Genomic DNA, 11,233 nt, shown 5'->3' on the forward strand with positions numbered 1-11,233 from the left:
GAGGCTAATAATGATGACTACCAATCCACCGCCACTCGACGCCATTGAGTTCGCCTCGCGTGATGAAATTGAAGCGCTGCAGCTGGAGCGCCTGAAATGGACGCTGCACCACGCTTATAACAATGTGCCGATGTATAAACGCAAGTTCGATCAGGCGGGCGTGCATCCCAATGACCTCAAACAGTTGAGCGATCTGGCGCGTTTCCCCTACACCACCAAACAGGACTTACGCGACAACTACCCGTTCGATACCTTCGCGGTACCCATGGAACAGGTGGTGCGTATTCACGCCTCGTCGGGCACCACCGGCCGACCTACCGTGGTCGGCTATACCCAGCGGGATATCGATAACTGGGCCGATATCGTCGCCCGCAGCCTGCGGGCCGCCGGTGCCACGGCCAAAGACAAGGTACACGTGGCCTATGGTTATGGCCTGTTCACCGGCGGACTCGGCGCTCACTACGGCGCGGAGCGGCTGGGAGCCACGGTGATCCCGATGTCCGGCGGCCAAACCGAAAGACAGGCACAGCTGATCCTAGATTTCAAACCCGACGTGATCATGGTGACGCCGTCCTACTGCTTAACACTGATCGACGAACTGGAACGCAAAATGGGCGGCGATGCCCGTGGCTGCTCATTACGTCTCGGGGTGTTTGGCGCAGAGCCCTGGACCGAAGCGCTGCGGCATGAAATTGAAAGCCGCATGGGCATCAAGGCGCTGGATATTTACGGCCTGTCCGAAGTGATGGGGCCGGGGGTGGCGATGGAGTGCGCCGAAAGCGGCGGTGGCCCGACTATCTGGGAAGATCACTTCCTGCCGGAGATCATCTGCCCGGAAACCGGTATTGCCCTGCCGGACGGCCAGCATGGCGAGCTGGTGTTTACCACCCTGACCAAAGAGGCGCTGCCGGTGATCCGCTACCGCACCCGCGATCTCACCCGCCTGCTGCCGGGCGACGCACGCCAGATGCGCCGGATGGGAAAAATCACCGGTCGCTCCGACGACATGCTGATCATCCGTGGCGTCAATGTGTTCCCGTCGCAGGTGGAAGAACAAATTATGCAGTTCGAACAGCTGTCGCCGCATTATCAGCTGCAGGTCAGCCGCAGTGGGCACCTGGATACGTTGGCGGTACGCGTTGAATTGAAAGAGGCGGCGCTCAGCCTCAGCCACCAGCAGCGCTGTGAGATTTGCCACCAGCTGCGTCACCATATCAAATCGATTATTGGCGTCAGCACCGACGTCAGCATTGCCAACTGCGGCGATATCCCGCGTTCAGAAGGCAAGGCCCAGCGGGTGGTCGACCTGCGCCCCCGTTGATTCCCTTGGCGTCACGGATGACGCCTCAAGAATTTGTGGTAATGTTGTGTCTCATCGTCAGCTAACCCATGGGAAAATATGGAACATAAACTGGATGAGTTTATCCGCCATGCTATAGACGCCCAGCCGATCAGCGGCACTTCACTGATTATTTCCCTGTACGGCGATGCGCTGAGTCATCGCGGTGGAGAGGTGTGGCTCGGCAGCCTGAGCGCACTGCTGGAGGCGCTGGGTTTCGGCGACCGCTTTGTGCGCACCTCGGTATTTCGCCTGCAAAAAGAGGGCTGGCTGGAGGTGGAAAAAATCGGCCGCCGCAGCTTCTATCGGGTGACCGATCAGGGTATGCGCCAGTTCCGCCACGCCGAGTCTAAAATCTACCTCAGCGAGCCACCGGCCTGGGACGGGAAATGGGATCTGCTGTTACTGGAAAGCGCGGAGAAAAGCGAGCGTGCCCGGCTGAAAAAAGAGCTCGGCTGGCTGGGTTTTGGCCAGATAGCCAATAACCTGATGGCGGCCCCCACCCATGCACAAACCGACGTCACCGCCCTGCTCGGCGAGCTTAACGCCAGCGAGCAGGTGATCTATTTTCGTGCCGACTATCCCTACAATCGCTCCGAACAAACTCTGCAACAGTTGGTGGCCAACTGCTGGGCGTTGGCTGACGTTGCGGCCGATTATCATGAGTTTATCGTCTCTTTCCGCCCGCTAATGGCGTTGCTGCGCGAAACCGACGATGCCCTGCTGACGCCTCAGCGCTGTTTCCAGATTAAGCTATTATTGATCCACTTCTTCCGCCGCGTGGTGCTTAAAGACCCGCTGTTACCGGATGCCTTGTTGCCCGCCCAATGGGAAGGGCAGATTGCCCGCAACCTGTGCATCAATATTTATCAGCGGGTGGATCGCGCCGCGACCGAATATGTCAGCGCGCTGGCGGAAACCACTATCGGCACCCTGCCCGCCCCGGCAGCCGGCTATTACCGGCGCTTTGGCGGCCTGCCGCGCGATCCTTCACTTTAAGGAGTTGTTGCTATGCCCGTGTATCAGATTGATGGCCTGACGCCAGTGGTCGACCCCAGCAGCTACGTACACCCAACGGCGGTATTGATTGGCGATGTGATCGTCGGCAAACAGGTGTATATCGGCCCCAATGCCAGCCTGCGCGGCGACTTTGGCCGTCTGGTGATTGGTGACGGCGCCAATATCCAGGACAACTGCGTGATGCACGGCTTTCCGCAGCAAGACACCGTGGTGGAACAGGACGGTCATATCGGCCACGGCGCGATATTGCACGGCTGCCGTATCCGCCGCAATGCCATGGTCGGCATGAATGCGGTAATTATGGACGGCGCGGAGATCGGTGAAAACGCCATCGTCGGTGCCATGGCGTTCGTTAAAGCCGCCGCGGTGATTGAGGCCAACAAGCTGGTGGTCGGCAGCCCGGCGCGGGTGTTGCGCGACCTGACCGAACAGGAGCTGGCGTGGAAAGTGGCCGGTACGCGGGAATATCATGATTTGGTACTGCGCTGTAAATCTTCACTGCAAGAAGTCGCCCCCCTGAGCGAAATCGAGCCGGGCCGTCAGCGTTTAAGTTTTGGCGACCACCTGATACCAAAAAGTCAGCTTTAAGCATCGCGGAATACGCTATTTCGTTAAAAGTGGTTTACAGTGATTACCCTGCTTAACTCTTTTTATCTGGACCGGAATAGATGCCAAGAACGGCCAAAACGGTTGAAGTCCCCGCTATCGGCGAGCTTGACCGCCAGGCGGGGCAGCTTAGCTTGCAGCTTGCCAGAGCATTGCGGGCAGCCATCAACAAAGGTGAACTCAAACCCGGCGACCTGCTACCTTCAACCCGCGTGCTGGCAGGCGCGTTGCAGTTGGCCAGAGGCACGGTGCTGGCAGCCTTCGAACAACTGACGGCGGAGGGTTTTCTGGAAGCGCAGCCCGGTTCGGGCACCCGCGTCGCCCTGTCACTTCACCGCCAGCCGCCTGTACCAGCCAATAGCGCTGATATTTGTGACATCCCCCTTTCCAGTCAGGCGCAGGCATTGGCGCAATTTGCCAGCCAGTTACGGCCCCTGCCACCGGTGCCTTTCACTGTCTCGGTGCCCATCAATGATACCGCGCCGGATGACGTCTGGCGCCGCCTGGGCAATCGCATCCGCGCCCGCGGGCCAGGTGCTCCGGCAGGCTATGGCGAACCGCTGGGCGCACTGCCGCTACGCAAGGCGGTCTGTGAATATGTCCGCAAATCCCGTTCGGTGCTCTGTACGCCGGAACAGGTGATTATCACCTCCGGCACTCAACAAGGGCTGTATCTGGCGACGCAAATTCTGCTGGACGCCGGTGATACCGCCTGGGTGGAGGATCCGGCCTATCACGGCATTACCGCCATTTTTAACAGCGTCTTCAGAGACCGACAGATGGCCAGAGTGCCGGTAGATACCGAAGGGATAGACGTAGCGGCGGGCCGTAAAATCGCCCCACAGGCCAAAGCGGCTTTTGTCACCCCTTCTCACCAATACCCTTTGTGCATGCCGATGAGCATGTCACGCCGGCTCGAGTTGCTGGCCTGGGCCAAAGAGAGCCGGGCCTGGATTGTCGAGGATGATTACGACAGCGAAATGCGCTATTCAGGCCATCCGTTTCCGTCATTGCAGGGGTTGGATCCGGCCAGAGTGGTCTACCTTGGCACCTTCAGCAAGATCCTTTTCCCTTCATTACGACTGGGCTACGCCATTGTGCCCAAGCCATTGGTGAATGCCTTTTGCGGCGCACGCGTGCTGATGGATCGCCACCCGCCCAGCGCCGATCAGCACGTGCTGGCCAGCTTTATGGCGCAGGGACATCTGGATCGTCATATCCGCCGTATGCGCGGCGTGTATGCGGAAAAAAGGCGGGTATTAACCGAAGCCATCAATGCCCACGTTTCTGCTGAACTGGCAACGCTGCACCCCAGCGATCAGGGCATGCATCTGGTGTTGTGGTTGAAGGCGGGGCTGGACGACCGACAAGTGGTTCACTGCGCCGCCGAGGCCGGGGTGGCGGTTGGCGCACTTTCGCCAATGTATGCCGCTGGCAGCGGGAAAAGTGGCTTGATACTCGGACTGGGCGGCTATGATGATCTGCAAATCCATCAAGCCGCCCAACGGCTGAATCAGGTGCTGCTGACGTTATCCGATGCAGCAATCCCCTCTCCATTGGGAGAGGGTTAGGGTGAGGGGAAATATGCAACACAGAGGGTTAAGCCCCTCTCCCAAAGGAAGGGGGCGCTCACTTAAGCAAGATTCAGCGCGAAAACCGCTTCGCGCCGTACACACAAACCAACACTCCGGCCATAACCGCAATCATCGAAGGCTGGATGGTTTCATGCAGCACCCACGCGGCCAGCGCCAGACCAAAGAACGGCTGCAGCAGTTGTAACTGGCCCACGGCGGCAATGCCGCCCAGCGCCAAACCGCGATACCAGAAGATAAAACCAATCCACATGCTGAACAGCGAAATATAACCCAGAGAGAGCCAGGCCCCGACGCTGACCTGTGGCCAACTCACTGGCGCGGCCCAAACGCCAACCCCGGCCGACAGCGGCAAAGCCACCACCAGCGCCCAGGAGATCACCTGCCAGCCACCAAGCTTACGCGTCAGCATAGCGCCTTCCGCGTAACCCAGGCCGCAAAGCAGTACCGCCGCCACCATCAGCAGGTCCCCCACCCAGGAAGCGCCCGCCCCCTGACTTAGCGCAAAGGCGCCCACCAGCAGGCTGCCCAACACCGAAAACAGCCAGAAAGCGATTTTCGGGCGTTCTCCCCCGCGCAGTACGCCAAAACAGGCGGTAGCCAGTGGCAATAGCCCGATATACACCAACGCATGTGCCGAGGTGGTGTGCTGCAAGGCCAATGCCGTCAGCAACGGGAAACCGATCACGACCCCGATCGCCACCATCACCAGCGGCACAAAATCCTGCCGCTGCGGCCAACGTTGACGCATTAGCCCTAACGCGCCAAGCGCCAATATGGCTGCCAGCACCGCCCGCATCGCGGTCAGGAAAAGGGGATCAAATTCTTGCACCGCCAGACGCGTGGCGGGCAAAGAGCCGCTAAAAATCAACATCCCCAGAAAGCCGCTAACCCACCCCTGGGCCGAATTCTCACTTCGGCCGACAACCTGTAATTTTTCTGTCTCACTGCTCATGGCAACATCACTCTATACCGGCGAAAGATCCCTTATTCTCCGGTTAAAGTGGTTTATTGCCAGAACCAGATAACGACATTATCAGCAAACCACTTTACTCTAACTCCGGCGTTTCCATCGCGGCGGGCAGCGGCTGGTGGCGGCTATAGAAGAAGTAGATCGCCACCAGCAGCAGAGTGAACGGGATGCCGAACCACAGCGTCATCTTGAAAAACTCGGTAAACGCCGTCGAGATCAACAGTGCGGTCATCAAACCGGCACCGGCCAGCGTGGTATAGGGGAAGCCCCACATGCGGAATTTCAGGTGGGTCTGACGATGCTGACGGCGGAAAAACAGGTGAGTGACGAAAATCATCAGCCAGGTAAAGCAAGCGCCGTACACCGAGATCGACATCATGGCGGCAAAGGATTTCTCCGGATAAACCAGACTGAGCACAATCGACACCACAATGCCTATGCACGACATCGCCAGCGCGTTCACCGGAATGCCGCGTTTGCTGACCCGGCCCAGCGCAGCCGGGGCCTGCCCGGCACGCGACAGCGAGAACATCATACGGGTGGTGATATACAACTGGCTGTTCATTGCCGACAGCGCGGCCACCAGCACGATAAAATTGAAGATACCGGCGGCGGCGGGCAAATGGATCACGTTCATCGCCATCAGGAACGGGCTTTCACCGGTACCGGACTGCCGCCAGGGAACGATCGCCAGCATCAGCGCAATCGACAGCATATAGAAAATAAACAACCGCAAGATGGTGCCCTTGAAGGCCGTCTTCACCGCAATCACCGGGTTTTTGGCTTCTCCGGCGGCCACCGCGATCATCTCAATACTCAGATAGCTGAAAATGGACACGATCACTGCGAACCACATGCCCTTGACGCCAAACGGGAAGAACCCGCCATTGGCAGTAAAATTGTGAATACCGTAGGCCGGGTTAGCGGAAAACACCAAAATACCGATGCCAATGGCGATAAAGGCCGCGATGGCCACCACCTTGATGGTCGACAGCGCATACTCCACCTGGCCGAAGGACTTGACGCCAATCACATTGATGACGATCACCGCAGCAGAAAACAGCAGCACCCAGGGCCAGATCGGCGTGGTCGGGAACCAAAACTGCATATACATGCCGATGGCGGTGACCTCGGTGCCCACCGCCAATACCACGCAGGACCAGTAAGAATAACGCACCAGAAAACCGAACAGCGGACTGATATAAAACTCGGCATAGTCACCAAAAGAGCCCGGCGTCGGGTGTTCAGAGGTCATTTCCGCCAGGCATCCCATCAACAGTAACGCCACCACGCCGCCGATAAAATAGCTCAACAGGACGCTGGGGCCGGCCATCTGAATGGCATAGGCACTGCCGAGAAACAGCCCGGTGCCGATCGCCCCACCTATCGCCAGCATGGTCATCTGCCCGGCGGTGAGCTGTTTCTTCAACCCACCCTGCCGCCGCGCAATTTCTTCAAAACCTTTCATCTGTTTCATGGCAGTCCTACCTTGTTCACGCAGTACGGGTGACATCCAGGATGGCGGCAGTAACGTAGTCGACATTATTTTGATTCAGGCCGGGCAGACACATGCGGCCGGGCGCCACCAGATAGATGGCGTAATCTTGTCGTAGCCGCTCGAGCTGCTGCGGGTTCAACCCGGTGTAGCTGAACATGCCTTTTTGGTCGCGAATGCGCCGGTAGTCCAACGGCGAACCGCCCTGCTCCAGCCCGTTAGCCAGCGTTTGGCGCATCTGTTTGATACGTTGGCGCATGCCGGCCAGTTCGCTTTCCCACTGCTGGCGCAAACCGGCATCCGCCAACAGGGTTTCCACAATTTGGCTGCCGTGAGTCGGCGGGCAGGAATAGCTGCGGCGGATCAAGGTTTTCAACGCGCCCTTGACGTTAGTCGCACTCTCCGGGCTGGCGCAGCGGACCGAAAGCCCACCCAGCCGCTGGCCATACAGCGCGACGTTTTTCGAAAATGAATTGGCGACCAAAAATTCCAGGTCGGTTTTCAACGCCTCACGTAGCACGAAACAGTCCTCATCCAGACCGTCGCCAAAGCCCTGATAGGCGATATCGAACAGCGGCAACAGCCGGCGGCGCTGTATTACCTCCAGCGTGGCACGCCACTGCGCCGGGCTGAGATCGGTACCGGTCGGGTTATGGCAGCAAGGGTGCAACAGCACCACGCTGCCTTCCGGCAGGCTGCTCAGCGTATCGAGCATGGCGTCAAAACGCAGACCACCGTTGACCTCATCAAAATACGGGTAGGTATGAACCTTCAGCCCGGCCCCCTCGAAGATCGCCCAATGGTTGGCCCAGGTAGGATCTGACACCCAGATGTCATGGCGAGACAGGTAGTGATGGATAAAATCCGCCGCCAGCTTCAGAGCGCCGGAACCGCCGACGGTTTGTACCGTGGTGATGGATGAAGAGGCTGCCTCGCCGAACAGCAAGCTCTGCACCTGCTGGGCAAACAGCGCCGTACCTTCGATCGGCGGATATCCATGCGGGTGACGCTGCTCAAGCAATTGCCGTTCGGCGGCCTCAACCGCTTGCATCAGCGGGATCCGTCCTTGCTGATCGTAATAAAGACCAATACCCAGATTAACTTTCTGCGTATTTTCATCCCGTAAATAAGCTTCCATCAACGACATAATAGGATCGGCCGCCGAACGGCCAATGTGATTAAACATAGCGATTCCTTAATTCATTATTTAATGAATTTGCAGGTGGGGATTGTAGTTATATATTTCAGGCAGTAGCAGTGACGGTTATTTCTATTTTCATTCCCGGCACCACCAGCTTGTCAACAATTACCGTTGAACGATTGGGGTAAGGGTAATTGAAATATTGCTTATATATCTCATCGAGTAATTTAACGTCATTGACATCGGTCAGATAAACAATAACCTGCAGAACATTATCGCTGTGGCTATCTGCCGCCTTTAACGTCTGGGCCAGATTATCAAAAGTCAGGGTAATCTGTTTTGCCGGCTCGCCGGTTTCAATGCTGCCGTCGGGCCTGACCGGGCCATGGGCAGTGAACAGCATGCCACCGCCTTTGGTCGCCCAGGAAAAGGGTTGGCCAATCTCCGGCAAGCCGGTATCGATAATGGTACGCATGGTTTATTTCCCCGTAGTGGTTATCTGGCGGATCAACGCCCCATCCCTGGCGAACAGTGAGTCCAGCACGTTGTAATGGTTGGCACCGTCGACCGCAACCAGGCGGACGGGCAGCTGTTTTTCTTGTAGCGCGGCATAATAATGCTGCGACTGGCCAATCAGCTCCGGCAGTTCGGCAGCGCCGTAAAATAGCGTCATCGGTTTAATGCGTTCAGGTATATTGCGCGCCGGACTTAACCGCGCAATTTGCTGCTGGGTCAACTGCAATTGCCGGTTAACGTAGGTGGTTAACAGGGGCTCCAGCTCGAAAATACCGCTGATTGGTAATACCGCGTCAACCACTGCATGGTGCTGCCAGAAACTGGCCAGATGCCCACCGGCGGAATGGCCGCACAGGTAAACCGGTGCAAGTTTATTTGGCACCAGGCGTTGTTGAATGCTGTCCAGCGCCACGCCGATTTGCCGACAAATATCGGCCAACGTGGCTTGGGGGGCCAGCGTATATTCCAGCAGCACCACGTCAAAACCCAGCGACAATGGCACTGTGGCAATAAAGGCAAAATCATCCCGGGAACAAAATTGCCAATAGCCTCCGTGAATAAATATTAATGTCCCCTGATGCGGCTTGTCAGAATATAACCAGTCGAAAACTTCTCTGGGCGAATCGCCATAGGCAATATTACGTTCGCTGCGGACTTGCTGATAAACCGCCTGACTGCGAGTTTGGAATGAGGTCAGAATTTCATCCTCATTATCCACCGTCGAACCGTTATCGTAACTACCCGCCAAAAGTTTCATATATTAAACTTCGTTTATTATTTAAGATATGCGTTAACTATTAGCACCGGGAATAATATTGTCAAGAAGGGAACAACAGCAATGCGTGCAGGGTAATATAAATCTTTTTTGCGGCTCAATAAGTTTAACCAGTGAAACTTATTGAGCCTTAATCGCTATTTTAACGGCGGCTGAATTTGCGCTAATTGACTTAATTCCTGCCAGGCATAATCCCAGAAGGTACGCACTTTTAGCGGCATGCGTTGGCTATGTTGCGCCACCAGTTGCACCGGCATTGGCAAGGGTTCAAACATCGGCAGCAGACGCACCAGCGTCCCCGCCGCCAGGTCATCTGCCACCTGATACGACAGCAACCGGGCGATGCCCTTGCCTGCTCGCGCCGCCAGCAACTGGGTTTCAACGTCATTGAGCAGCAAGCGCGGCGTCAGCCTTACCCGCTCACCGTTTTCCTGCGGGCCAAAACGCCATTCGCGCAAAGACGCCCGCTGAGTGCCAACGATGGTGTCATGATCGACCAGTTGCGCCGGTTCCTGTGGTTCGCCACGCTGTGCCAGATAAGCCGGGCTGGCGACCGTCACCCGCGATACCTGCCCCAACCGACGCGCCACGCGGGAAGAGTCCTGCAAATGGCCGATGCGTACCGCCACATCCAACCCTTCGTCAATCAAATCCAGGTTGCGATCGTTGAGCACCATTTCAATTTGCATCTGCGGATAGAGATCGAGAAACGCCATCACCACCGGTGCCACATGTTTGCGCCCGAACAGCACCGGCGAGGTAATGCGCAACAGGCCACTGAGCTGGGTATCCGCCGTATCCAGTACCGCCGCCTGGTATTCATGCAGCAGTAAATGCGCACGCTCCGCCAGCCGCAGCCCGGCCTCGGTCGGTGCCAGCCGCCGGGTAGTACGCTCGACCAGCCGGGCACCAAATCGCTGCTCCAGCGAGGCAATAGCCCGGGTCACCGCCGGGGCGGAACGTCGCAGTTTGCGACCGGCGGCGGCCAGGCTGCCGTGCTGGATCACCGCTACAAAAATCGCCAGTTCGTCCAACCGATCCATAGACTGTTCCATAAAGTGAAATTATCAATTTCCAGATTGCCGGATTTCGCTCACGAACCGCAAGAGTATGCTGATTAAAATCCTTCAGGAGTGTGATCATGCAAAAGCTAAAACTGTACGGTACCCCACTTTCCGGCCACGTCCACCGCGTGGAGCTGCTGTTGCGGATGCTCGAGCTGCCGTATGAATTTATCGAAGCCTCTGCCGATGTCCGCCAGAGCGAAAACTTCCGTCACCTGAACCCTTTCGGCCAGATCCCGGTACTGGTGGACGGTGAACTGGCGTTGGCCGACAGCAACGCCATTTTGGTGTATCTGGCCAAGCGCTATGCGCCGGGTAGCCACTGGTTGCCCGAAGATCCCGTGGCGGCGGCGCAGGTGCAGGAATGGTTGTCCAAAGCGGCAGGAGAAGTGCGCTACGGCCCCGCATCCAGCCGTTTGATCGCCCAGTTTGGGGTGCCAGAGGATTATCAGGTCGCGCAGGCCATCAGCGCCCGTTTTCTGCCGCACATGGAGCAACATCTGTCCGATCGGCAGTTTTTGGCGACAGATCAAGCCACCATCAGCGATTTGGCCTGCTACAGCTATGTGGCGGTAGCACCGGAAGGGGGGATTTCGCTGGCACCCTATCCGGCGATTCAACGTTGGGTGGCGCGTATAACCACACTGCCCGGCTTCTTCGCCATGCCGTCACTGCCGTACCCTACCGAGAGGTAAATGCGTTGACTGCTCCC

Annotated in this window: 11 protein-coding genes; 5 read left to right on the forward strand and 6 right to left on the reverse strand. The window is 57.4% G+C overall.

From position 1 onward, the window contains the following. The first annotated feature begins 13 nt into the window (after positions 1-13). The 4 genes from paaK to pdxR all read left to right on the forward strand — a co-directional run bounded on the left by paaK (position 14) and on the right by pdxR (position 4,536). Positions 14-1,321 (forward strand): phenylacetate--CoA ligase PaaK, encoded by a 1,308-nt coding sequence (gene paaK, locus E5C26_RS15620; RefSeq protein ID WP_135317141.1) that lies wholly within the window; start codon positions 14-16, stop codon positions 1,319-1,321. A 78-nt stretch (positions 1,322-1,399) separates the two neighbouring features. Then, positions 1,400-2,338, forward strand: coding sequence for a phenylacetic acid degradation operon negative regulatory protein PaaX (paaX, locus tag E5C26_RS15625; RefSeq protein WP_135317124.1), 939 nt, complete (start codon positions 1,400-1,402; stop codon positions 2,336-2,338). Positions 2,339-2,350: 12 nt separating this feature from the next. Next, positions 2,351-2,947: a phenylacetic acid degradation protein PaaY gene (gene paaY, locus E5C26_RS15630; protein ID WP_135317125.1), complete on the forward strand. Its 597-nt coding sequence runs from the start codon at positions 2,351-2,353 to the stop codon at positions 2,945-2,947. An 80-nt stretch (positions 2,948-3,027) separates the two neighbouring features. Beyond that, entirely contained in the window at positions 3,028-4,536 is a 1,509-nt protein-coding gene (gene pdxR / locus E5C26_RS15635; protein ID WP_135317126.1) for a MocR-like pyridoxine biosynthesis transcription factor PdxR, read from the forward strand. A 73-nt stretch (positions 4,537-4,609) separates the two neighbouring features. On the opposite strand, the gene E5C26_RS15640 is transcribed toward pdxR, so the two are convergent. From E5C26_RS15640 to E5C26_RS15665, 6 genes are all read right to left on the reverse strand, one after another. Further along, positions 4,610-5,512, reverse strand: a complete 903-nt coding sequence (locus E5C26_RS15640; protein WP_135317127.1) for a DMT family transporter — start codon at positions 5,510-5,512, stop codon at positions 4,610-4,612. A gap of 94 nt (positions 5,513-5,606) precedes the next feature. Further along, on the reverse strand, positions 5,607-7,007 hold the full coding sequence (locus E5C26_RS15645) for an amino acid permease (protein ID WP_135317128.1): 1,401 nt from the start codon (positions 7,005-7,007) through the stop codon (positions 5,607-5,609). Positions 7,008-7,023: 16 nt separating this feature from the next. Beyond that, positions 7,024-8,211, reverse strand: a complete 1,188-nt coding sequence (locus E5C26_RS15650) for an amino acid aminotransferase (protein WP_135317129.1) — start codon at positions 8,209-8,211, stop codon at positions 7,024-7,026. Between the two features lie 58 nt (positions 8,212-8,269). Next, positions 8,270-8,641, reverse strand: a complete 372-nt coding sequence (locus tag E5C26_RS15655) for a RidA family protein (RefSeq protein WP_135317130.1) — start codon at positions 8,639-8,641, stop codon at positions 8,270-8,272. 3 nt (positions 8,642-8,644) lie between these two features. After that, the gene (locus E5C26_RS15660) at positions 8,645-9,439 is read right to left on the reverse strand and encodes an alpha/beta hydrolase (RefSeq protein ID WP_135317131.1); all 795 of its coding nucleotides are present in this window, start codon (positions 9,437-9,439) and stop codon (positions 8,645-8,647) included. A 155-nt stretch (positions 9,440-9,594) separates the two neighbouring features. Further along, positions 9,595-10,500 carry a LysR family transcriptional regulator gene (locus E5C26_RS15665; RefSeq protein ID WP_135317132.1) on the reverse strand — a complete coding sequence of 302 codons (906 nt, stop codon included), beginning with the start codon at positions 10,498-10,500 and terminating at the stop codon, positions 9,595-9,597. Positions 10,501-10,598: 98 nt separating this feature from the next. Here E5C26_RS15665 and E5C26_RS15670 point away from each other — a divergent pair, with 98 nt between their 5' ends. After that, on the forward strand, positions 10,599-11,216 hold the full coding sequence (locus E5C26_RS15670; RefSeq protein ID WP_135317133.1) for a glutathione S-transferase: 618 nt from the start codon (positions 10,599-10,601) through the stop codon (positions 11,214-11,216). Positions 11,217-11,233: the final 17 nt, after the last annotated feature.

It is taken from the genome of Serratia proteamaculans, assembly GCF_004684015.1.
GTDB classification, from domain to species: domain Bacteria; phylum Pseudomonadota; class Gammaproteobacteria; order Enterobacterales; family Enterobacteriaceae; genus Serratia; species Serratia proteamaculans_F.

Coding starts and splice junctions, on each gene's coding strand:
- E5C26_RS15645 (WP_135317128.1), bottom strand. CDS start 7,007: ATGAAACAGATGAAAGGTTTTGAAGAAATTGCGCGGCGGCAGGGTGGG.
- paaK (WP_135317141.1), top strand. CDS start 14: ATGACTACCAATCCACCGCCACTCGACGCCATTGAGTTCGCCTCGCGT.
- E5C26_RS15665 (WP_135317132.1), bottom strand. CDS start 10,500: ATGGATCGGTTGGACGAACTGGCGATTTTTGTAGCGGTGATCCAGCAC.
- pdxR (WP_135317126.1), top strand. CDS start 3,028: ATGCCAAGAACGGCCAAAACGGTTGAAGTCCCCGCTATCGGCGAGCTT.
- E5C26_RS15660 (WP_135317131.1), bottom strand. CDS start 9,439: ATGAAACTTTTGGCGGGTAGTTACGATAACGGTTCGACGGTGGATAAT.
- paaX (WP_135317124.1), top strand. CDS start 1,400: ATGGAACATAAACTGGATGAGTTTATCCGCCATGCTATAGACGCCCAG.
- E5C26_RS15640 (WP_135317127.1), bottom strand. CDS start 5,512: ATGAGCAGTGAGACAGAAAAATTACAGGTTGTCGGCCGAAGTGAGAAT.
- E5C26_RS15670 (WP_135317133.1), top strand. CDS start 10,599: ATGCAAAAGCTAAAACTGTACGGTACCCCACTTTCCGGCCACGTCCAC.
- E5C26_RS15650 (WP_135317129.1), bottom strand. CDS start 8,211: ATGTTTAATCACATTGGCCGTTCGGCGGCCGATCCTATTATGTCGTTG.
- paaY (WP_135317125.1), top strand. CDS start 2,351: ATGCCCGTGTATCAGATTGATGGCCTGACGCCAGTGGTCGACCCCAGC.
- E5C26_RS15655 (WP_135317130.1), bottom strand. CDS start 8,641: ATGCGTACCATTATCGATACCGGCTTGCCGGAGATTGGCCAACCCTTT.